Raw genomic sequence first — 22,426 nt, 5'->3', positions numbered from 1 at the left:
ATCTTGCGATGCAATGGGCGGCAGGGTAAAACCTCTAGTTAAGTCAAGGTCAAGCCTGTTTTTTCATTCTGGTGCCCTTTCAATGATCGAACCCGACGCCCTCCATAAAGAATTGACGGTCGGCCAGCTCTCGGCCCGCAGCGGCGTGGCCGTGACCGCGCTGCACTTCTACGAAAGCAAAGGACTGATCAAGAGCAACCGCAACGCCGGCAACCAGCGGCGCTATCCGCGCTCGGTGCTGCGTCGCGTGTCCTTGATCAAAGTGGCCCAGCGTCTGGGCATTCCCCTGGCGGAGATCGGCCAGGCCCTGGCCAGCCTGCCCGCCGACCGCGCCCCCAGCGCCGCCGACTGGCAGCGCCTGTCGGAGCAGTGGAGCCGCGAACTGGACGAACGCATCCGCCAACTGAGCCTGTTGCGCGAACGACTGAACCAGTGCATTGGTTGCGGTTGCCTGTCCATGGAAGGTTGCCCGCTGCGCAACCAGGGAGACGTGCTGGGAGAAGCCGGCCCAGGCGCCCGCCTGCTGGCGCCCGACGCCCCCACCGACACCCCGTAGGAGCCGGCTTGCCGGCGAAGGCGATCTCATGCCCCTTCGTCGGCAAGCCCGCGTGCAACCCTGCGGCGACAGGTCAGAAAACCCGTAGAGCATCGTAAGAAAAAACTTCCCTATGCTAATGTCGCGTCCTGCTTCCTACGACGAGCTTCGCTTCCATGCCAAGGACTGCCTCTTTCGAAAAGCCACGCTGGCTGCGTGATCTGCTGCGCTTTCTCCCTCTGAAAAGCCAGTTCGTACTGTCCGGCAACGTCCGCGACCTGCAAGCCAGCGAAGTCGCCCCCGGGGTCATCACACCCCAACCCTTCAATCTCAATCTGCGCGACGAACTGCTGGCGGCCGGTTATGCCCAGGTGCTGAGCTGGGATCCCCTCGGCGGGCTGCGGGTGCTGCTGCCCCCGGGCAGCGAGCCGGCCCAGGCCGACAACCTGCTGCGCGAACTGGGGCTGACCCCGGTGGAAGGCGCGGCGCCAGCGGGCCTCGACCTGTTGTGCGCCACCTTGCCGCGCCTGGTGGAACGCCAAGGCGCGCCCCTGGCCCTGATTGTCGATTTCGCCTCCCGCCTGGTGATCCGCAACGACGCCCTGAGCGCCGCCGAGCACCAGCTGTTCACCCAGGCCCTGGTGCTGTCCCATCAGGCCCGCAGCCGGCCAGCCGGGGAACAGCGCACGCCGTTCTTCAACAGCATCCTCTGGGTGGTGGAGAAGGAAGGCGACCTGCCCGATTGGCTGCTGATCGACAACCCGCGCCTGCGCCCGATTCCGGTGTCCAAACCCGACCAGCAGGCCCGCCAGGCGCTGGCGCCGGCGCTGCTGCGGGGCCTGCCCGGGGCCCAGGAAGCCAGCCAAGAGAACCGCGACCAGGCGGTGCGGGCCTTCGTCGAAAATACCGAAGGCCTGCTGCTGCTCGACCTCAATGCAATCGTGCAACTGGCCCGGGTCGAAGGCCTGGCCATGGAGCGCATCGGCGACGCCGTGCGCCGCTATAAGGTCGGGGTCACCGAAGACCCCTGGCTGAAGATCGACCGCCAGCGCATCCGCCAGGCCGATGATTTCATCCGCCAGCGGGTCAAGGGCCAGGGCCACGCCGTGACCCACATGCTGGACATCGTCAAGCGCGCCATGACCGGAGTCGGCGCCAGCCGCAAGGGCAATCGTCCCCGGGGCGTGGCCTTTCTCGCCGGGCCCACCGGGGTCGGCAAAACGGAACTGGCCAAGACCATCACCAGCCTGCTGTTTGGTGACGAAAGCGCATACATCCGCTTCGATATGTCGGAATTCAGCGCCGAACACGCCGACCAGCGCCTGGTGGGCGCCCCGCCCGGCTACGTCGGCTATGACGTGGGCGGCGAACTGACCAACGCCATCCGCGAAAAGCCCTTCAGCGTGGTGCTGTTCGACGAGATCGAAAAGGCTCACCCACGAATCCTCGACAAGTTCCTGCAGATCCTCGACGACGGAGTACTCACTTCCGGCCGCGGCGATCGGGTGTACTTCTCCGAGGCGCTGATCGTCTTCACTTCCAACCTGGGCATCTACCGCCAGGGCGAGCACGGCGAACGCGTCGCCAACGTGCAGCCCGGCGAAGCCTTCGAGGCCGTGCAGGGCAAGGTCCAGGGGGAGATCGAGCGGCACTTCAAGCTGGTGCTCAATCGACCGGAAATCCTCAACCGCATCGGCGAGAACATCATCGTCTTCGACTTCATCCGCCCGGACATCGCCGAGCAGATCTTCCAGCAGATGGTCGGCAACATCCTCGCCGACCTGGCGGCCCAGGCCCTGCACGTGCAGCTCGATGACGCCTCTCTGGGCAACCTGCGCCAGCTGTGTCTGCAAGACCTGTCCAACGGTGGCCGGGGCATTCGCAACCAGCTGGAAGCGCACCTGCTCAACCCCCTGGCCCGGGCCCTGTTCGACCAGGACGCCCAGCCCGGCCAGTCCTTCGAAGTCCGCCAGTTGCAGGCCGGCAGCCTGCAATTGCTTGCCCGCGCTTCGTGAACATCAGCCTGTCGCGGGTGCACTTCCCGGTCACCACCCTGGGGCCGGGACAGCGCCTGGGCCTTTGGTTCCAGGGCTGCAGCATTCGTTGCGAAGGCTGCATTTCCGCGGACACCTGGGGCCCGGGCAAGCAGCCATTGCCGTTGCCCCAGGTGCTGGACGACCTGCAACCCTGGCTGGCCCAGGCCGAAGGCATCACCCTGTCCGGCGGCGAGCCCTTCGACCAGCCCGAGGCCCTGCTGGCCCTGCTGCGCGCCCTGCGCGAACGCACCGCGGTGGACATCCTGGTCTACAGCGGCCATTCCCTGGAACGCCTGCAACCGCTGCTTGAACAAGCCGAAGGCCTGCTGGATGCACTGATCTGCGACCCCTTCGAGCAACAACAGGCGCAAACGCTGGTCCTACGGGGCAGCGACAACCAGCGCCTGATCCTCTTGACCGAGCTGGGCCGCCAGCGTCTGTCCAGCTACCAGCGCCCGCTGCACCAAGACGAGCGCGCGCTGGATGTGATGTTCGACGACGACGGCAGTGTCTGGATGGCTGGCATCCCCCGGCGTGACGACCTGCTGCGTCTGCGCGACCTGCTGCACGCCCAGGGCCACCAACTCCAGACCAGCGCCCACACCTCACGCCGCCGTTAACCGGAACCGCCACCGATGATACGTTTTTGCCCCAATTGCCAGACTGAACGCTCCCTGGCCGAAATCTTCTGCGAAGGCCAGGTGGACCACCGGGTCTGCGGCTGGGAACTGTCCGCCGAAGCGATTCACCCCGAGGGCTGGCGCCCGCAGCCGGTGATCACCGCCGAAGCACTGGAGCCCCAGCCCGAGGTCGCAGCGCACGGCAGCTCAACCCTGGCCTGCAGCAACGGCCACGCCATGGCCGACGGCGACCTGATGTGCCTGGTCTGCGGCGCCGACCCGCTTGCCGCGGAGCAACCCGCTGCCGCCACAGCCCCCGCCGCCGACAGCGAAACCGTGATCGAGGGTTGGCGCCTGCTGCGGCAGATCAGCAGCGGCGGCGTGCGCGAGCGCTTTATCGCCGAGCACCGTGAAACCGCCCAGCAGGCGGTGCTGACCCTCTACCAGGCCGGCGCCGAACCCGACCCTTCGGTGTACGAAGCCCTCAAGCGCCTGCCCCGGGAACACGTGCCGGAGATCATCCTCACCGGCCGCTGGGACGAACGCGCCTTCGAAGTGGCCGAGGAGCTCACCGGCGGCACCCTGGCCGAGCTGGGAATCGTGGTCAGCGATCGGGCGGCGGTACAGCACATCGTCAGTGAACTGGGCCAGGCCCTGCATGCGTTCAGTGAAGCCGGCCTGCGCCACCGCGACCTGCGTCCGGCCACTTTGCTGGTGCGCAGCCGCGAGCCCCTGGACCTGGTGATCAGCGGCTTCGGCTCGGCGCGCCTGTCCGAGTTCGACCTGGACATCGTCTCGCCTCTGGAAACCAGCCGCTACATGGCCCCCGAAGCCATCGCCGGCGGCGTGGCCGCGGCTTCCGACTGGTGGAGCCTGGGGATGATCCTGCTGGAGCAACTGACCCAGGGCCAGTGCTTTGCCGGGATCAACGCCAACGCCTACCTGATTCACGTGCTGGCCAATGGCGTGCTGCTGCCGGAGGACCTCGACCCGCGCCTGGAGCTGCTGCTGCGCGGCCTGCTGGCGCGGGATCGCCACCAGCGCTGGCAATGGCCCCAGGTTCAGGCCTGGCTGCAGGGCGAAAGCCCCCGCGTCCCGGACTCGATCACCCGCGAAGAGGACGCCGACGAAGGCGCCAGCATTGCCCTGGGCACCCGGCGCTTCCGCCGCCCGGGACCGTTCGCCCTGGCCGCCGCCGAAGCCGAGCATTGGCCCCAGGCCCTGGATCACCTGTTGCGCGGGGTGATCGTCACCTGGGCCGAACAGGCCGGGGTGTCCGCCCGCCACCTGGCCGGCCTGCGTCAGGTAGCCCAGCACCAGGAGCTGGAAGACGATACCCGGCTGATGCTGGCGCTGAAGCTGCTGAACCCGGAAATGCCGCTGATCCTGCGCGGCCAGATCGTCACCCCGGGCTGGCTGCTGGAACATCCCCTGGACGGCTACCGGTTGATCAGCGGCCCGGCCCCGGACCTGCTGGAACGCCTGGAGAGCGAACACTGGCTGTCGCGGCTCAAGCTGCGGGCCGAACAGGTGCGCCAACGCGCCCAGCACCAGGCCATCGAACTGGACGAGGAGCAGTTGCGCATCTACCTGCTCTCCAGCTCCCGAGCCCATCTGGCCGCGCTATGGGAAGCACGTCAGCGTCTGCTGCCGGACAGCGAGCACCACGGCATCCTGTCCCTGGCCGACCGGCGCACCATCAGTGAAGAAGACCTGATCGTGCTGCTCAGCGCCGCCATCGGCCAGTTCCGCGCGGTGGACGCCATCCTCGAAGAAGCCACCACCCTGGCCTGCGAGGCCGTAGTCCTGAGCTTCGATGCCGATAGCGCCCGCACCCTGCTGGGGCTGCCGCGCCCGGTCTTGTACCGGGAGGTCGACGAACGCATCAGCGGCTTCGCCCGCTGCGGCGTGCCCAGCGTCGACGAGTGGGCCGAGCAGTTCCGCCTGGAACGGCGCATGCCCCTGGCCAAGGCCCTGGTGCTGCTAGCCATCGGTGCCGAACAGTGGCTGGAACCGCAAAAGCAGCATTACGTTGCGCAGATCCTCGACTTCTTCGAGAAGAAGGTCGCCAGCGGGGTGCTGCGCGGCCCGCTGGTGCGCATGAGCATCGGCAAGACCACCGCCCGGGTCGACCTCAACGAATTGCACGGCGAACGCAGCCCGGCCCCGGCGCTGCTGGATCATCTGGTGGCGCGCAACGCCCAGCCCATCCACCTCGACCCGGCGTGCTTCGCCGAGAATCCACTGCTGGATGCGCGGCTCAACAGCCTGTACCGCCAGAGTTCGCTGTACCAGCGCGACACCGGGATCGACGGCCTGTACCTGGGCTTCCCCTTCCTCCTGACCCGGGACCCGCGAGGCACCACCCGCACCCGCATCGCGCCCTTGCTGCTGTGGCCGGTCAAGCTGCTGCTGGAAGTCGGCAGCCGCGGCAAGGTGGCCCTGGTCTTCGACAGCGAGCGTGAAGAGGTGCGCCTCAACCCGGGCCTCGACACCCTGCTGGGTATCGAGCCCGCCAAGCTCTGGCGCAAGGCCGCCGACGAACTGCTGGGACGCTCGGCGCTCAAGGCTGCCGATGTCATGGACGCCTTCGGCATGCTGGCCACGCCGGGTTCCCGGGTACTGGGCAACCTGCCGCCGGCCAGCACCGAGGTGCCGCCCTACCAGGATCAACTGGCCTGCGCCGCCGTGCTGTTCCACGTCGCCTTCATCGGCCAGGCCATTGGCGAGGACCTGCGCCAGCTCAAGGCCCTGCCGCCCGGCGGCACCGGATTGGAAACCGCCCTGCGCCTGAACCCGACGGAGCAGGACGGCGGCGACAGCCCGGCCGCAGCGCCCGCGCCGGAGCTGCAACGCTTCTTTACCGTGGCCAGCGATCCGTCCCAGGAAGCCGCGGTGCTCCAGGCGCGCCAGGCGCCCGGGCTGCTGGTGGAAGGGCCGCCCGGCACCGGCAAGAGCCAGACCATCGTCAACATGGTGGCCGACGCCATCGGTCGCCAGCGCAGCCTGCTGATCGTCTGCCAGAAGCACGCGGCCCTGGAGGTGGTGCACAAGCGCCTGGTGGCCGAGGGCCTGGGCAACCGGGTGGTGATGCTCAACGACATCAACCGCGACCGCGAACCGGTGATCCGCAGTGTCCGCGAACAGCTCGAAGCCCTGTTCAAGGACGATGCCGCCCAGCAGCCCTGGCTGCACCAGCGCGAGCGCCTGGCGGCACGCATCGAGGCCCTGGAGGGCGAGCTGGATCGCTTCCACCAGAGCCTGCACCGCGTCGATGAACACTGCGGCTTGAGCTACCGCCAGCTGATCGGCGAGCTGATCGGCCTGGAACAGGGGCCTGCGCCACTGGACGTTGCGGTACTGCGCCAGCACCTGGCGGCCCTGGGCATCGCCGACCTGACGCGCCTGGAAGAAGCCTGCGCGCCGCTGATCCGCCTGTGGCTGCCGGCCCGCTATGAACAGAGCGCCCTGGCCCAGCTCCAGCCGTTCCCCACCGATGCCGCCACCCTGCAAGCCTTCAACGACGGCTTCGAACGCCTGTGGCGCTGCGAGGAACAGCGCCTGGAAACCCTGCAGGCGCACCCGGCCGATTTTGAAGTGGACGACCCGGCGCCCTACCGCGCCTGGCTCGAACAGCACGTGCACAGCCTGCTGGGCCTGGACGATGAACGCCGCCAGCGGCTGGCGCGCTGGCTGCCGCTGTTCCGTGGCCACCCGGGGCAGACGGCCGAAGGCGATGGGCTGATCCAGACCCTGCAAGCCCTGGCTCAACAACTGCAGCAATGCGACGCGGCGGCCCATCAGGCCGATCTGGCGCCGGGCCTCAGCGCCCTGCCCGCGGCCCAGTTGCGCACCCTGCAGCACCGCGCCCGCGCCGTGATCCAGGGCCGCTCCTGGCTGGCGCGCCTGAACCCGCTGCGCCTGATCCGCCAGCGCCGGTTGCTGGCCTTCCTCGCCGAACAGGGCGCCCCGGCCGAGCCGCAGCACCTGCCGCCACTGCTGGCGGCGGCCCTGCTGGAAAGCCAGTGGCGGCCCTTGCGCAACCAGTTGCAGCAACTGCATCAGCAACTGGGCCTCGCGCAGATCGCCGACGATTGCGGCCCGGACCTGCTGCCGCAAGTGCGCCAGGACCTCGGGCAGCTGGAAGAAATGCGCGTCCTGGCCATGAGCCTGGCGCAGGCGCCACGGGTGGAACAGCTGGACGCCGTGGTACTGACCGGCCAGCGGCAACCCCTGGACAGCCTGCTGGCCGGTTACGACGCCGCCTTTATCCGCCACAGCGTGCGCCAGGACAGCCTGAATGCCCTGCAGCGCCTCAATCCATGGTTGCAACCGGAGCTGCTGGGCCAACTGCGTCAGCGCGTGGAGCACAACCAGGGCAACCAGCCGGCCCTCAATCGCCTGCGCGAAGCCTTGCCGACCCTGAGCGCCTACCAGGCGTTCCGCGCCCGGGCCGGCCAGCTGTCACCGGCCGACCTGGAGTTACTGCAGATACTGCGCGAATACCAGACAACGCTCGACGCCATTCCCGCCGAGCAGCTGGAGGCCGTGGTCCGGCGCATGCTCAACCGCGAAGCGCGGCTGGGCTGGAAGCGCCAGATGGAACAACGCCAACCCGAGCTGATGCTGGAGCACAGTGAAACCGCGGCGAAGATCGCCAGCCTCGGGCAGGCCGACACCCAGATGCGCAGCCTCAACCGCCAACTGCTCAGCGAAGGCATCGACCTCGCGCGCCTGGGCACCCGCAAGCAGTGGGAAGACGTGACCCGCCTCACCGGCCGGCGTTCGCGCCGCTTGCGCGAATTCATGGAGATGGGCGCTGGTCTTGGGCTGATGAGCCTGCGGCCGGTATGGCTGATGAACCCGGACGTGGCCAGCCGGGTGCTGCCGCTCAAGCCCGGGCTGTTCGATATCGTGATCTACGACGAAGCCTCGCAGATGCCGGTGGAATTCGCCCTGCCGACCCTGTACCGGGGCCGGGTCACGGTGGTCAGCGGCGACGAGAAGCAGATGCCGCCCACCGCCTTCTTCTCCAGCCGGGTGGAAAGCGACGAGGCCGAACTGTTCGACGGCGACCAGCCCGATGCCGACGCCGACGAAGAACAACGCGAGGCCTTCGAAGACACCTGGAACCGCCGCGAAATCAAGGACTGCCCGGACCTGCTGCAACTGGCCCGCAGCGCCTTGCCCGCCACCACCCTGCAGATCCACTACCGCTCGGCCTACCGCGAGCTGATCGGTTTCTCCAACGCCTCGTTCTATGGCAACCGGCTGAGCATTCCGGTGCGTCACCCAGAGGCCAATATCCTCGCCATCAAGCCGCTGGAGCTGATCCGCGTGGACGGCGTCTACCAGCAGCAGGTCAACCCCGAGGAGGCGCAACGGGTGGTCGACTACCTGGCCGAGCTGTGGCAGACGCCCTACGCCGAGCGACCGTCGGTGGGGGTGGTGACCTTCAACCGCAAGCAGGCCGACCTGATCGAGGAGCACCTGGAGCTGCGAGCCGAACAGGACCCGGTGTTTCGTGCCGCCTACAGCGAGGAACGCGAACGCAGCGAGGACGGCGAAGACATGTCGGTGTTCGTCAAGAACGTCGAGAACGTCCAGGGCGACGAGCGCGACATCATCGTGTTTTCCTCGACCTTCGGGCGAAACGGCCAAGGCAGTTTCCGACGCAATTTCGGGGTGCTCGGGCAGACCGGCGGCGAACGCCGGCTCAATGTGGCGGTGACCCGGGCCCGGCGCAAAGTGGTGATGATCACCTCGATGCCGATTGCCGACATCTCCGACATGCTCACCACCCAGCGCCCGCCCGCCAGCCCGCGAGACTACCTGCAAGGCTACCTGGAGTACGCCCGCGCCCTGTCGGCCGGGGAGTTCGCCAGCGGCCACAAGCTGCTGCAGCGCCTGGTCACCGAGCGCCAGGACACCCGGGCCCGGCACAACGACCACGGCGACGGATTCACCCAGGCGGTGGCGGCGTTCATCCGCTCCCTGGGCTGGAACCCGATCAGCGCCAACGAAGGGGATGCCTTCGGCCTGGACTTTGCCATCGAGCATCCCGATACCGGGCTCTACGCCCTGGGCATCGAATGCGACACCCCGCGCCACGGGCTGCTGGCCCGCGCCCGCTCCCGGGAGATCTGGCGCCCGTCGGTACTGCGCCGAGCCATTCCCCACCTGCATCGAGTCTCGTCCCAGGCCTGGTACCACGACCCCCACAACGAACGCGCACGCCTGCAGGCCGCCATCGAACAGGCCCTGCAACCGCTGGCCGGCTGCGCAGCACAAACGCCACCTCAAACCCTGGCTGACACGGAGCAAACCCCATGAGCGGCCCGAAAGTGGTGCGGATCGTCACCCGTGAAGAAATCCTCGACATCTGCGCCGGTCACCTGCGGCGCCTGGAGCAGGCGATTGCCCGCTGGGAAGCCCAGGCGCAACGCCTGGGGCAACTGAGCGAGCAGGAGCGGGCCGCGACCCACGGCCGTCTCCAGCAGTTGCGCCAATTGATCGAAGCCGATCGCCTGGTGGATCTGCAGAAACAGGTGCCGATCGAAATCGAGTTCCTCAAGGACGATCTGCAACAACGGGAACAACGCGCCGTGCAGCAGGTCGCGCAACAGCGCCAACTGGCCCGCCGTCAGCGGGAAAACGCCGCCACCCTGCTGGGGGCGTTGCAAGGCAAAGCCCTTTCAGCCGAGTGGCTGCAACAGTTGCAGGCGATTGCCGAAGGCCAGCCCGTGGCGGCGGTCGAGTCGATCCTGGCCCAGGGGTTCGCCCACCTCGGCGCCGTCGCCCAGGAGCCGGGCCTGAGCGAGGCCCAGCAACAACTGGCCCGACGCCTGCAAGACGACAGCGCACCCCAGACCCTGGCCCAATGGCGCGCCGCCCATGAACAAAAGGAACCCAGGCTGGAACGCATCGAGCAGCACATTGCCCAGTTGCTGACCCTCGATGATCAGGCCAGTGCCGACCCCTACCTGGCCGCCTTGCGCCTGATCGACGCCGAAACCCGCGCGCCACAGCGCAACCTGTTGCTGGACAGCCTGGTGCTGGAACTGGCTCAGGCCACCCGTGACAGCCAGGAGCGCCGCGCACGCCTGGCGCGCCTCCAGGCACTGGCCAGCGAAGTGGCGAGCTTGTGTCCGGCGGCCGCCGGGGCAGAGCTGTCCCGGGCCGAACAGTGCAGCCTGGCCAACATGGCGCCCGTGGATGAGCTGATTGCCCGCTTCAGCGCGCTGATCGAAGCCGAGTTGCAACAGCGCGCCGCCCTGGCCCGTCGTCAGGCGGTGCTCGAAGGCCTGGCCGGCCTGGGCTACGAAGTCCGCGAGGGCATGGCCACCGCCTGGGCCAAGGATGGCCGGGTGGTGCTGCGCAAGAGCGCCACCCCGGGATACGGCGTGGAAGTCGGGGGCAACGCCGACAACGGCCGCCTGCAGGTACGAGCGGTCGCCCTCAGCGCCCAGCGCGATACCCGACGCGACAAGGACATCGAAACCATTTGGTGCGGTGAGTTCCAGCGACTGCAAGCCCTGCTGGCCACCCAGGGCGACGACCTGAGCATCGAAAAAGCCCTGGCCGTCGGCGCCGTGCCACTCAAGGAAGTGCTGCTGGATGACGCCCAGCAAGCTGATCGCGAGCAGGCGCACCAGCGCACCTGATCCGCCTCCCGCGTGGGGGCCAGCTTGGCGGCGAAGGCGATCTTGCGGCCCCCTTCGCTGGCAAGCCAGCTCCTACAATTCCTCTCCCCGTAGGGGCCGGCTTGCCGGCGAAGGCGATCTCATGGGCCTCTTCGCTGGCAAGCCAGCTCCTACAAGTCGCCTTCCCCGCGGGGGCCGGGTGGTTAGAAGCCGGGGGCGATCTGGCCTTTGTAACGGCTCAGGATGAATTGGCGCACGGCGTCGGAGTTCAGCGCCTTGGCCAGTTTCTGGATCCGCGGGTCGTCGATGTTGTCCGGACGGGCCACCAGGAATTCGATGTACAGATCCTTGCCCTTCTCCACGATCAGCGCGCTGTTGGTGTCGATGCCGGCTTCCAGGGCGTAGTTGGCGAAGACGAACGCCAGGTCCACCTGGCTCACCGAACGGGCCAGCAAGGCGCCTTCCAGTTCACGGATCTTCAGGTGCTTGGGGTTGTCGACGATATCGCGCTGGGTGGCCAGGGTGTTGCTCGGGTCCTTGAGCTTGATCAACCCCGCTTCATGCAGCAGCACCAGGGCCCGGCCGGTGTTCACTGGGTCGTTGGGAATCGACACGCTGGCGCCGTCCTTGAGCTCGGCGATGTTCTTGATCTTGGTGGAATAGGCACCGAAGGGCTCGATGTGCACCCCCACCACCGGCACCAGGTTGGTGTGCCGGGTCTTGTTGAAGTCATCGAGGAACGGCCGGTACTGGTAGTAGTTGGCGTCGAGGTTCTTCAGCGCCAGTTGCTGATTGGGCTGGATAAAGTCGGTGAAGACCTTGATGTCCAGGTCCACGCCTTCCTTGGCCAACTCGGGTTTGACGAATTCGAGGATCTCGGCGTGGGGCACCGGGGTCGCGCCCACCAGCAGTTTTTCGTTGGCATTGACGCTCAGAGACAGCACGGCGGCCAGTACGGCCAGGGTCTTTTTCATGGGTTGCTCCTAAGGCAAAGGCAGATGGCCGTCGTGAGGCACACGTAGGGCCGCTTTTTGGGTTGTGTTCAAGGCAATGGATTCAACGTCGGCTGTAGTGCGCCACCAGGCGGTCGCCGGTCATCTGCAGGGCCTGCACCAGCACCAGCAGGAGGATCACGGTGACCAGCATCACGTCGGTCTGGAAGCGCTGGTAGCCGTAACGGATCGCCAGGTCGCCAAGGCCGCCGCCACCGATCACCCCGGCCATGGCGGTGTAGTCCACCAGCACGATGGCGGTCACCGTGACCGCCGCCAGCAGGCCGCCCCGGGCTTCGGGCAACAGGGTGTGGCGGATGATCTGCCAGGTGCTGCCGCCCATGGCCTGGGTCGCTTCCACCACCCCGTGGTCGACTTCCCGCAGGGCGGTTTCCACCAGCCGAGCAAAGAACGGCGTGCAGCCCACCACCAGCGGCGGGATGGTCCCCGGCACCCCGAGGGAGGTGCCCACCAGCAGGGTGGTCAGGGGAATCAGCACGATCAGCAGGATGATGAAGGGCAAGGAGCGCAGCACGTTGACGATCACCGACAGCAACCGATACAGGCCCACGGCCTCATGCAACTGGCGCTTGCCGGTGAGAAACAGCAGCACGCCCAGGGGCAGCCCCAGCAGCACGGTGAAGCCCAGGGCCGCACCGAGCATGCTCAGGGTGTCGAGACAGGCCTGGGCGATATCAGCCCAGTAGATGTGCTTGAACCATTCGGCCATGGCGTCAGGACCAGTCGTGACGCGGCGGCTTGATGCCGTTGAGCAGCCAGTTGCCCACCACGTGGTACTTCCAGCGCACCGGGTCGTGCAGGGTGTGGACCCGGGCATTGCGCCAGTGGCGGTCGAAGTTGTGGCGCTTGAGGGTCGAGCGGGTGCCGCCCAGTTCGAACAACTTGTTGCTGGCCTCGATGGCGATCTCGGTGGTCAGCACCTTGGCCTTGGCCACCGCCAGGGACGCCTGGGCCACATTGTCTTCATCCGGCGCCGGACGCGCCGCGTCCAGGGCCAGGCCAGCCCGTTCCAGCAGGGCTTCGGCGGCCTCCAGACGAATGTCCAGGGCACCTACCTGAATGATGGTCAGCGGGTCTTCGCTGGCCTTTTCCACCCCGGCGTCGATCCACGGCCGGGCGTGCTGACGAACAAAGGCGATGGTGTCGCGCAGCGCCGCCCGGGCAATCCCGGCATCGATGGCCGCCGTGGTCAGCTGGGCGAAGGGCCCGGCCAGGGTCGGGCTTTCATAGGAACGGTAAGTGGGGAACAGGTTGAAAGCCGGCACCCGCAGGTTTTCCGCCAATACGGTGCCGCTGGAGGTGGTGCGCTGGCCGATGCTGTCCCAGTCGTCGATCACCGCCAGCCCCGCGCTGCCCCGGGGCACGAAAGCCAGTTGACCGTGGCCCTGTTCATCCAGGGCCAGCACCGCCAGCCAGTGGGCATACAGCGAGCCGGTGCAGTAGCCCTTGCGGCCGTTGATCACATAAGCATCACCGCTGCGGCGCACGGTGGCCTGGATGTCCTGCACGTTCTTGCCGCCGGTTTCCGACAGCGCATTGGCAAAGCGATGGCCTTGCAGGGCCAGGGCGAAAAAGTGCGCCTGCTGCTCCGGGGTGCCCTGCAGGCGGATGTCTTCCAGCAGGCAGTAATGGTTCTGCGGAATCTGCCCCAGGGACGGATCGGCGGCGGAAATGATCGCGATCACCTGCGCCAGCACCGCGTAGGACACCTGGGCGCCGCCGTACTCCCGCGGCACGCTGATGCCCCACAGGCCACTGTTGGAGTACAGGTCGAGCAACTCCGCCGGCACCTGGCGGCTGCGGTCGCGTTCGGCGTCCTGCTCCAGCAGGACAGCCGCCACTTGCCGGGCCACGGCCAGGGCCTCGGCGCCATCGCGGATCACATGGGCGGCGGGGGTATGCAGGGGATAAAAGGCGGATTCAGGCAAAGAAGACATACAGCGCTCTCGGGCGGATGAAGGTTCCGGGCAGCCGTTGCAGCTTCTGTGCCGAAAGATCGGGCCTGTGAATTCAAGGGTTTACCGGCCTCTGTGGAGGGATTGCCCAGCGGGCCAGCGGACAAATTGCTGGTGGGCTGTTGCTGGGCCAACAGTGAAATGCTGTTGCCTGGACGACACCTCGTCGGCCCACACCGGGGCCGAGGGACCCCGGGTATAGAGTGAAACCTGCTCGATCCGGCGACGGACCGATTTGCCCAAAACAATATCAAGGAGAAACCCAGATGAGCGTCAAAGCCATTCCCGAAGGCTTCAGCGGCGTCACGCCGTACCTGGGCATCAAGCGCGCCGCCCTGGCCATCGAGTTCTACAAGCAGGCCTTCGGCGCCGAGGAAAGCATGCGCCTGGACATGCCCGACGGCAGCGTCGGCCATGCCGAACTGCGTATCGGCGGCTCGGCCATCATGCTCGGCAGCCCCTGCGAACAAACCCCGATGGACAGCCCGGACACCCACAAGACCTCGGTCGGGCTGCATCTTTATGTGGAAGACGTCGACCGCAGCTTCGCCCGGGCGCTTGCCGCCGGCGCCACCGAGGTGTCGGCGGTCAAGGACCAGTTCTACGGCGACCGCAGCGGCAGCCTGCGCGACCCGTTCGGCCATGTGTGGTTCCTGGCCAGCCGCAAGGAAGACCTGAGTGCCGAGGAAATCGCTCGGCGGGCGCGGGAAATGTTCCAGCAACAGGCCGGCTGACCCTGCCCCTGCAATCCGCCCCCTCGTAGGAGCCGGCTTGCCGGCGAAGGCGCCCTCGCGGTTCAGTTCGCGGGCAAGCCCGCTCCTACAGCGGCATTGGCCAGACCGCTTAAACCGCGGCTTTTGCTGCTTCGTAACATTTACTTTCATATCGCCTTTCAGGATTTACGATTCTCATTCGTCTTAATTGAATGCAGCAGGCCGCGTTGGCCATGGCTATGCCTCGGGTGTTCTGCCGCGGAAGCGGCCGAAGGGTCCAGTGCTGCTCCATTCCTCGAATCAAGACGCCCATTCAATGTCGAAGAAGTCCCGTTCAAAAATCTGGTTTCTGGTGCACAGCTGGCTGGCCCTGCCCATCTGGTTTTTCGTGCTGATCGTCTGCGTCACCGGCACCCTGGCGGTGGTCAGCCAGGAGATCGTCTGGCTGGCCAATCCCGACGTGCGCGCCAGCAAGCCCTCCGATGACGCCCGGCCCTTGAGCTACGACCAGGTGGTGGCGGCCATCAAGCAGGCCGAACCCACGACCCGCATCGAAACCATCGTGACCCCGGACGAAAGCCATTTCGCCCTGAGTGTCGATGTCAGCTACCCCGATGGCCGCAACGTGACGGTCTACGTCAACCCCTATACCGGCGTGATCCAGGGGGTCAGCCCGGCGTTCGATTTCAAGGCCTTCACCCGCGCCCTGCACGGCTGGTGGCTGGTGCCTTTCACCAACGGCTACAGCTGGGGCTGGTACCTGGTGTCGCTGCTCGGCTTGCCGATGCTCGCTTCGCTGATCACCGGCCTGGTGGTCTACAAGAAGTTCTGGAAGGGCTTCCTCAAGCCCACCTTGCGCATCCGTCATGGCGCGCGGATTTTCTGGGGCGACCTGCACCGCCTGAGCGGCATCTGGTCGATCTGGTTCATCGCGGTGATTTCCATCACCGGCATCTGGTTCCTGATCCGGGCAATCCTGGGGGACAACCAGATCAGCATTTCCAGCGAACCCATCGTGCCGGTCATCGCCCGCGAGCAGGTGCCGAACTCCGCCGATGGCAACCCGCCGCCCATGATCGGCCTGGACCAGGCCATCAGCACCGCCACCTCGCGCATCCCCGGGTTCGACATCAGCTTCGTCAGCCTGCCCAGCAATGCCTACAGCCACCTGTATGTCGGTGGCCGCGGCTGGTATCCGCTGATGTACCAGACCGCCAACATCAATCCCTACACCGGCACTCTGGATACCGCGCACCTGCTGGGGGACCGCAATGCCCTGGAGTTCGTCACCGAATCCATGCGCCCGCTGCATACCGGTGATTTTGGCGGGATCTGGGTCAAGCTGATCTGGTTCTTCTTCGGCCTGGTGCTGAGCATGATGGTCCTCAGCGGCCTGCTGATCTGGACCAAGCGCACCGCCCTGGCCACCGCCAACGCCCTCAAGCGCGAGGAAAAGGCTGCTCGCCCGCGCCCTGCCGCCAGGCCCGTCCCCGCCATGCGCGCCGAAACCTCGGAGGTCCAACCGTGAGCAAAGCCACCCCGGCAACCGCTGATTCCACCTCGACATTGGGCCGGCTCTGGCACAAGTGGCGCTTCCACCTGAACATCCTGCTGCTACTGATTCCCCTGGGCTTCATGCCCAAGTACCTGGCCGATGCCTCGTTGTTTCGCGGCGACAGCGGCCTGGGCGAGCGCGAGATCGGTGAAATCCAGGTCGGTCCCTGGAGCCTGCGCCTGGCCGAAATGCGCGACCAGGCACCGCAACTGCAAGGTGCCGCCGGCTACCTGAAAGACTTCAACGCCGCCCTCTGCGCGGCCTGCATCGAACCGGTCAAGGCCACCTACCTGCGCATCGGCAAGCCCCGCAGCCTGCGGGCCGCCGGGGTGATCTTCTTCGGCAGCCCGTACCGCATGGGCGCCAGCCTGCCGATTGCGGAAAAGACCCAAGCCGACGCCGAGCTGTGGATCACCATGGAAGGCTGGGACGGCAGCATGCACCAGGCATCCATTCCCCTGAGCCAGGCCTCGCCCGCCACCGTGGCCTGGCTCGAAAAACAAGGAGGCACACGATGATCCGCGCAGTACCCTCCCGGCGCCTCGGCGCCCTGGCCCTGTCGCTGCTGGCCGGCGCCTTCAGCCACAGCGCCCAGGCCCACAACCCGATGTGCGAATGCAAGGCCATCGACACCGAGCAGATCCGCTGCACCGGCGGTTTTTCCGACGGCAGCGGCGCGCCGGGGGTGACCCTGGACGTGATCGGCTACGACGAAACCATCCTGGTACCGGGCAAGCTCGGCAGCGATTCGACCCTGACCTTCAAGAAGCCCTCCAGCGAGTTCTACGTGCTGTTCGATGCCGGCCCCGGCCACGTGGTGGAAATCGACCAGGCGGACATCGAGGCCCCATGAACCCAGCCACCACCCAGGTCGTGCGCCCCGCCGGCGCCGGCCACGAAACCCTCTACGTGCTGTTGTTGTGCGCGCTGATTCTGAGTGTGGCCGCCAGCGTGGTGCTGTGGCGTGGCGAGAGGACCGAGACGCACAGCGTCGCCAGCCACCAGCTGGACGCCCGGCGCGACCTCAGCGCCGGCGAGCAAGGGATCTACGCCGACCTGCGGGTGACCCTTGACGAGATCCACCTGCTGCGCGCCGAAAACCAGGGCCTGCCAACCCCCGAGGCACTGGCCGCGGAAGGTTTCGCCCCCTTCGCCCAGGACGCCAGTTCGGTCAGCCGTGGCGGCCACGCCTGGCAACTGCAGGACCAGGCCTACCTGGGCCTGAGCCAGGCCCCGCAAGTGGCCGGTTCCTTCCTCATGCGCCTGGACACCGAGGACCCGGCCAAGGTGGACATCTGGCTCAACCGCGCCCCGTCCGTCACGGCGCCTGTCGATCTCAGCGACACAACGCTGGCCGCCGCCGGCTGGCAACAGGTGGTCGCGCAATTCGATGCCGGAGTGACCCGCCAGCATCGCCACTGAACCCATTCCGAGAGAAGAACGCTTGCCCATGCCCATTTCATCGCAACGCCGTCCCTTTCTGCGGGGGCTGCTGATCGGCCTGCTGGCCCTGACGCTCAGCCCGCTGGTCAGCGCCGACCCGGCCAAACGCCTGCGCATCGGCATCACCCTGCATCCCTACTACAGCTACGTGGCGAACATCGTCGGCGACAAGGCCGAGGTGGTGCCTTTGATTCCCGCCGGTTTCAACCCCCATGCCTACGAGCCTCGGGCCGAAGACATCAAGCGCATCGGCAGCCTGGACGTGATCGTCCTCAATGGCGTGGGCCACGATGACTTCGCCGACCGCATGATCGCCGCCAGCGAGCGCCCGGACATACCGCTGATCGAAGCCAACGAAAACGTGCCGCTGCTAGCCGCCACCGGGGTCGCCGCCCGTGGCGCCGGCAAGGTGGTCAACCCGCATACCTTCCTCTCCATCAGCGCCTCTATTGCCCAGGTCAACAACATCGCCCGGGAGTTGGGCAAGCTGGACCCGGCCAACGCCAAGACCTACACCCAGAACGCCCGGGCCTACGGCAAGCGCCTGCGCCAGTTGCGCGCCGACGCCCTGGCCAAGCTGACCCAGGCGCCCAATGCCGACCTGCGGGTGGCCACGGTGCACGCCGCCTACGACTACCTGCTGCGCGAGTTCGGCCTGCAAGTCACCGCGGTGGTGGAGCCGGCCCACGGCATCGAGCCCAGCCCCAGCCAGTTGAAGAAGACCATCGACCAACTGCGCGAGCTGGACGTCAAGGTGATCTTCTCGGAGATGGACTTCCCCTCCACCTACGTCGAAACCATCCAGCGCGAATCCGGGGTCAAGCTCTACCCGCTGTCGCACATTTCCTACGGCGACTACAGCGCCGACAAATACGAGAAGGAAATGCAGGGCAACCTCGACACCGTGGTCCGGGCCATCCAGGAGGCCGGGGCATGACCGCCATCGAAACCCTGCGGCGCGGTCCGGCCATCGAGTTCGATCAGGTCAGCCTGACCCTGGGCCGGACCACCATCCTCGACCGCGTGACCTTCAAGGTGCAGCCCGGCAGCGTGCATGCGCTGGTGGGCCCCAACGGCGGCGGCAAGAGTTCGCTGATCAAGACCCTGCTGGGGCAGATGCCGCACCAGGGCCAGTTGCGCCTGCAATGGCCCGGCGCCGCCGGCACCATTGGCTACGTGCCCCAGGCCCTGGAGTTCGACCGCGGCCTGCCGATGACCGTGGATGATTTCATGGCCGCCATGTGCCAGCGCCGCCCGGCCTTCCTCGGCCTCAGCCGGCACTACGCCCAGGCGATTGGCGAAGCCCTGGAACGGGTCGGCATGCAGGACAAGCGCAAGCGGCGCATGGGCGCACTGTCCGGCGGTGAGCGCCAGCGGGTTCTGCTGGCCCAGGGCCTGATCCCGGCCCCGCAGTTGCTGGTGCTGGACGAACCGATGTCGGCCCTGGACGAGGCCGGGATCCAGGTCTTCGAACGCCTGCTCCAGGACTGGCGCCAGAGCGGCATCACCCTGCTGTGGATCGAGCACGACCTGGAAGCCGTGGGCCGCCTGGCGGACCGGGTCACCGGCCTCAACCGCCGGGTGCTGTTCGACGGCCCGGCGCAACAGACACTGACCCCGGAGCGCCTGCTCAGCCTGTTCTCCACCCATCCACGAACCGCCGGGAGCGCTGCCTGATGAGCTATGAATCCTTGCGCCTGCTGGTCCAGGGCTGGGCCTCGTCCGGCTACCTGCCCGAGGCCCTGGCCTACGGCTTTGTGGTCAACGCCCTGCTGGCCGGCCTGCTGATCGGCCCGGTGCTCGGCGGCCTGGGCACCCTGGTGGTGGTCAAGCGCTTCGCCTTCTTCTCCGAAGCCGTGGGCCACGCGGCGCTGACCGGAGTGGCCATCGGCATCCTGCTGGGCGAACCCTATACCGGCCCCTACGGCAGCCTGTTCGGCTACTGCCTGCTGTTCGGCATCCTCCTCAACTACCTGCGCAACCGCACCGGGCTGGCCCCGGACACCCTGATCGGGGTGTTCCTCTCGGTGTCCCTGGCCCTGGGCGCCAGCCTGCTGCTGATCCTGGCCGGCAAGATCAACGTGCACATCCTGGAGAACGTGCTGTTCGGCTCGGTGCTCACGGTCAACGGCAACGACCTGCTGGTGCTGCTGGTGGTCGGCGCGCTGGTGCTGGGCCTGAGCCTGCCGCTGTACAACCGCATCATGCTGGCCAGCTTCAACCCGCAGCTGGCGGCGGTGCGCGGGGTGGCGGTGAAGTCCCTGGACTACCTGTTCGTGATCCTGGTGACCCTGATTACCGTGGCGGCGGTCAAGGTTATCGGTGCCATCCTGGTGGGGGCGTTGCTGGTGATTCCGGCCGCCGCGGCGCGCCTGCTGAGCCAGTCGCTCAAGGGCTTCTTCTGGATCTCGGTGAGCATCGCCACCCTCAGCACCCTGTGCGGCATCCTGCTGCCCATCGTCTTCGACCTGCCGGTGCCTTCCGGCGCGGCCATCATCCTGGTGGCCGGCGTGGCCTTCGCCCTGGCCGCCATCGCCCGCGGCACCGTGCCCAGCCTGAAAGGGAATATCGGATAAATGCACAGTTCATTGCCTCACTCGTCATGGCGTCGCCTGAGCCTGGCCCTGGCCCTCGGCGGCCTGATCAGCGGCCCGGCCCTGGCCGAGCGCGACCACTTCGAACCGATTCGCGTGGTGGCCAGCCACGGCATGGGTAACACCGCGCTGCACAGCGCCAGCGCGCAACAACCGCTGACGGTGCTGGCTTCGCTGCCGGTGACCTTCGGCCTCGGGCAACTGCTGCTGCAAGGCACGGCCATCAAGCTGGAGCGAGCGGCCCCGGCCAATCTGCCCGGCTCGCGACAGACCGCCTATTTCACCGGGCGCGGCGCCCAGGCCCTGAGCCAGCTGGCGCTGAATGCCGACGCGGTGATCGGCCTGCGCTCGATCTGGCCGGACGACCCGCTGTACCCCAATGCCCGGCGCAGCAACATCCGCATCGTCGAGATCGACGCCGCGCGCCCGGTGGATGGCGCCCTGCCCGGGGTGGCCCTGCAACCGGGCCAGCGCGACGGGCTCAATGCCCAGCCCTGGCTGTCCAGCAACAACCTGGGACGCATGGCCGACGTGCTGGCGGCGGACCTGGCGCGGCTGGCCCCCGAAGCCAAGCCGCAGATCGAGAGCAACCTGGCAGGGCTCAAGCAACGCCTGCTCAAGCTCAGCGCCGCCAGCGAAACGCGCCTGGCCGAGGCCGACAACCTCAGCGTGCTGAGCCTTTCCGAGCACTTCGGCTATCTGGTCAGCGGCCTGAACCTGGAACTGGTGGGCGTCGACGCCCGTGCCGACAACAAATGGACGCCCGAAGCGCTGCAGAAGCTGCAGGCACAACTCAAGGAGCATGACGTGGCCCTGGTGCTGCACCATCGTCAGCCGCCCGAGGCACTGAAGGCCGCCATCAGCGCTGGCGGCAGCCAGTTGCTGGTGCTGCAAACCGACAGCGCCGACCCGCTCGGCGAACTGGAAGGCAACCTGCAACAAGTCACCCAGGCCCTGGCGCCGAAAAGCTGAGCCGGTCCCTGTCGCCGCTGCCGCCTGTTCGGCGGCGGCAGCGCTTACATATTCACTCAAGATCACGGCCATTTCCCGGTGCTAGTCTGCGCGTCGCAAACATGCCCAGACAGGAAAACCACGCCATGAGCGAATACCTGACACTCAACAAGACCAATTGGGACGAGCGCGCGCCCTTGCACGCCGCCTCGGCGGATTACGCGGTGCAGCGCTTCGTCGACGACCCGCAGTTTCTCTCCGAAGTCGTGCAGTTCGACCGCCCCCTGCTGGGCGATATCCAGGGCCTCTGCGGCGTGCATCTGCAATGCCATATCGGCACCGACACCCTGTCCCTGGCGCGCCTCGGCGCACAGATGAGCGGCGTGGACTTCTCCCCGGCGTCCCTGGCCCAAGCCCGGACCCTGGCACAGCGCTGCCATACGCCCATCGACTACCACGAGTCGGACGTGTTCCTGGCCGCCGAGGTGCTGCCCCAGGGCAGCTTCGATCTGGTCTATACCGGCATCGGCGCGCTGTGCTGGCTGCCCAGCATCGAGCGCTGGGCACAAACCGTCGGCGCCCTGCTCAAGCCCGGTGGCCGGCTGTTCATCCGCGAGGGGCACCCCATGCTCTGGGCCCTCAATGAAGATCACAGCGACTCGCTACGGGTGGAATACCCCTACTTTGAACGCCGCGAGCCGCTGGTCTGGGAGGACGAGAACACCTACGTGCAAACCGACAGCGCGCTCAAGGCCACGGTGACCCACGAATGGAACCACGGCCTCGGGGAAATCATCAGCGCCTTGCTGGCCCAGGGCCTGGAAATCACCGGGCTGGTGGAACACCAGAGCATTCCCTGGGAAGCCCTGCCCGGGCAGATGGTGGTGGATGAACGCGGCGAATGGCGGCTCAAGGAAGCGCCATGGCGCCTGCCGCTGAGCTACACCCTGCAGGCCGTCAAGCGCCCGGCCTGAGCGCCGGGCATTAAAAAGCCCGCTGGCCTCAAGGGCTCAGCGGGCTTTTTTTGTGCTTGGGGCCGCGGCTACGGATCTGCTGCCGAAGATCAGCCGGCCAGCGCCTGCTGGTCCATCTTCTGGCGCAGGCTCAAGGGCCGCATGTCGGTCCAGACTTCCTCGATGTAGGCCAGGCACTCCTTCTTGAAGCCGCTCTTGCCCACGGTGCGCCAGCCCTGGGGCATGGCCTTGTAGTCGGGCCAGATCGAGTATTGCTCTTCGTGGTTGACCACCACCTGGAACAGGATGTCCTCACGGTCGAATACGGAAGTCATTGCTTGTCTCCATCGCTGATTAGGGACGCCGCACCCCAGGCGCGGCGGTTGTGTAGAAGGAACGAATCAGGGCCGCGAAA

The 22,426-nt window shown here is 66.9% G+C and carries 19 protein-coding genes; 15 read left to right on the top strand and 4 right to left on the bottom strand.

Features of this window, described 5'->3' with window-relative positions; all coding sequences use genetic code 11:
- Window positions 1-82: 82 nt before the first annotated feature.
- The 5 genes from soxR (at window position 83) to BLV47_RS09120 (ending at window position 10,855) form a co-directional block, all read left to right on the top strand.
- Window positions 83-556 carry a redox-sensitive transcriptional activator SoxR gene (soxR, locus tag BLV47_RS09140; protein WP_092312392.1) on the top strand — a complete coding sequence of 158 codons (474 nt, stop codon included), beginning with the start codon at window positions 83-85 and terminating at the stop codon, window positions 554-556.
- Window positions 557-711: 155 nt separating this feature from the next.
- Window positions 712-2,550 carry an AAA family ATPase gene (locus BLV47_RS09135; RefSeq protein WP_092312389.1) on the top strand — a complete coding sequence of 613 codons (1,839 nt, stop codon included), beginning with the start codon at window positions 712-714 and terminating at the stop codon, window positions 2,548-2,550.
- The gene (locus tag BLV47_RS09130; protein WP_092312386.1) at window positions 2,547-3,191 is read left to right on the top strand and encodes a 4Fe-4S cluster-binding domain-containing protein; all 645 of its coding nucleotides are present in this window, start codon (window positions 2,547-2,549) and stop codon (window positions 3,189-3,191) included. The genes BLV47_RS09135 and BLV47_RS09130 overlap by 4 nt, the downstream gene beginning before the upstream one ends.
- Before the next feature lie 15 nt (window positions 3,192-3,206).
- Complete coding sequence (locus BLV47_RS09125) at window positions 3,207-9,524, top strand: AAA domain-containing protein (RefSeq protein ID WP_092312383.1); 6,318 nt, start codon at window positions 3,207-3,209, stop codon at window positions 9,522-9,524.
- Window positions 9,521-10,855 (top strand): coiled-coil domain-containing protein, encoded by a 1,335-nt coding sequence (locus BLV47_RS09120; protein ID WP_092312380.1) that lies wholly within the window; start codon window positions 9,521-9,523, stop codon window positions 10,853-10,855. The genes BLV47_RS09125 and BLV47_RS09120 overlap by 4 nt, the downstream gene beginning before the upstream one ends.
- 182 nt (window positions 10,856-11,037) lie before the next feature.
- Here BLV47_RS09120 and BLV47_RS09115 read toward each other — a convergent pair whose 3' ends face one another.
- The 3 genes from BLV47_RS09115 to BLV47_RS09105 form a co-directional block, all read right to left on the bottom strand.
- Complete coding sequence (locus BLV47_RS09115; RefSeq protein ID WP_092312376.1) at window positions 11,038-11,808, bottom strand: MetQ/NlpA family ABC transporter substrate-binding protein; 771 nt, start codon at window positions 11,806-11,808, stop codon at window positions 11,038-11,040.
- 82 nt (window positions 11,809-11,890) lie between these two features.
- A complete protein-coding gene (locus BLV47_RS09110; protein WP_092312373.1) occupies window positions 11,891-12,556 on the bottom strand; it encodes a methionine ABC transporter permease in 666 nt (221 codons plus the stop codon).
- 4 nt (window positions 12,557-12,560) lie between these two features.
- Window positions 12,561-13,784 (bottom strand): SfnB family sulfur acquisition oxidoreductase, encoded by a 1,224-nt coding sequence (locus BLV47_RS09105; protein ID WP_092312370.1) that lies wholly within the window; start codon window positions 13,782-13,784, stop codon window positions 12,561-12,563.
- 284 nt (window positions 13,785-14,068) lie between these two features.
- Between BLV47_RS09105 and BLV47_RS09100 the strand changes: the two genes are divergently transcribed.
- The 10 genes from BLV47_RS09100 to BLV47_RS09055 all read left to right on the top strand — a co-directional run bounded on the left by BLV47_RS09100 (window position 14,069) and on the right by BLV47_RS09055 (window position 22,032).
- A complete protein-coding gene (locus tag BLV47_RS09100; protein ID WP_092312367.1) occupies window positions 14,069-14,536 on the top strand; it encodes a VOC family protein in 468 nt (155 codons plus the stop codon).
- A gap of 295 nt (window positions 14,537-14,831) precedes the next feature.
- A complete protein-coding gene (locus BLV47_RS09095; protein ID WP_092312364.1) occupies window positions 14,832-16,043 on the top strand; it encodes a PepSY-associated TM helix domain-containing protein in 1,212 nt (403 codons plus the stop codon).
- A complete protein-coding gene (locus tag BLV47_RS09090) occupies window positions 16,040-16,588 on the top strand; it encodes a thiamine pyrophosphate-binding protein (RefSeq protein WP_092312361.1) in 549 nt (182 codons plus the stop codon). Before BLV47_RS09095 ends, BLV47_RS09090 begins: the two co-directional genes overlap by 4 nt.
- Window positions 16,585-16,923, top strand: a complete 339-nt coding sequence (locus BLV47_RS09085; RefSeq protein WP_092312358.1) for a hypothetical protein — start codon at window positions 16,585-16,587, stop codon at window positions 16,921-16,923. Before BLV47_RS09090 ends, BLV47_RS09085 begins: the two co-directional genes overlap by 4 nt.
- Window positions 16,920-17,492: a DUF6162 family protein gene (locus tag BLV47_RS09080; RefSeq protein ID WP_092312355.1), complete on the top strand. Its 573-nt coding sequence runs from the start codon at window positions 16,920-16,922 to the stop codon at window positions 17,490-17,492. Before BLV47_RS09085 ends, BLV47_RS09080 begins: the two co-directional genes overlap by 4 nt.
- 28 nt (window positions 17,493-17,520) lie before the next feature.
- A complete protein-coding gene (locus tag BLV47_RS09075; RefSeq protein ID WP_092312352.1) occupies window positions 17,521-18,450 on the top strand; it encodes a metal ABC transporter substrate-binding protein in 930 nt (309 codons plus the stop codon).
- The gene (locus BLV47_RS09070) at window positions 18,447-19,190 is read left to right on the top strand and encodes a metal ABC transporter ATP-binding protein (protein ID WP_092312349.1); all 744 of its coding nucleotides are present in this window, start codon (window positions 18,447-18,449) and stop codon (window positions 19,188-19,190) included. Before BLV47_RS09075 ends, BLV47_RS09070 begins: the two co-directional genes overlap by 4 nt.
- Complete coding sequence (locus BLV47_RS09065; RefSeq protein WP_092312346.1) at window positions 19,190-20,089, top strand: metal ABC transporter permease; 900 nt, start codon at window positions 19,190-19,192, stop codon at window positions 20,087-20,089. The genes BLV47_RS09070 and BLV47_RS09065 overlap by 1 nt, the downstream gene beginning before the upstream one ends.
- Window positions 20,090-21,079 (top strand): metal ABC transporter solute-binding protein, Zn/Mn family, encoded by a 990-nt coding sequence (locus BLV47_RS09060; protein ID WP_092312343.1) that lies wholly within the window; start codon window positions 20,090-20,092, stop codon window positions 21,077-21,079.
- 125 nt (window positions 21,080-21,204) lie between these two features.
- A complete protein-coding gene (locus tag BLV47_RS09055; RefSeq protein WP_092312340.1) occupies window positions 21,205-22,032 on the top strand; it encodes a class I SAM-dependent methyltransferase in 828 nt (275 codons plus the stop codon).
- Window positions 22,033-22,121: 89 nt separating this feature from the next.
- Here BLV47_RS09055 and BLV47_RS09050 read toward each other — a convergent pair whose 3' ends face one another.
- Window positions 22,122-22,346 carry an MbtH family protein gene (locus BLV47_RS09050; RefSeq protein WP_092312338.1) on the bottom strand — a complete coding sequence of 75 codons (225 nt, stop codon included), beginning with the start codon at window positions 22,344-22,346 and terminating at the stop codon, window positions 22,122-22,124.
- Window positions 22,347-22,426: the final 80 nt, after the last annotated feature.

The organism is Pseudomonas saponiphila (assembly GCF_900105185.1).
Lineage (GTDB): Bacteria > Pseudomonadota > Gammaproteobacteria > Pseudomonadales > Pseudomonadaceae > Aquipseudomonas > Aquipseudomonas saponiphila.
The sequence above is the reverse complement of the archived record's forward strand: the minus strand, read 5'-3'. Positions and strand labels throughout refer to the sequence as shown.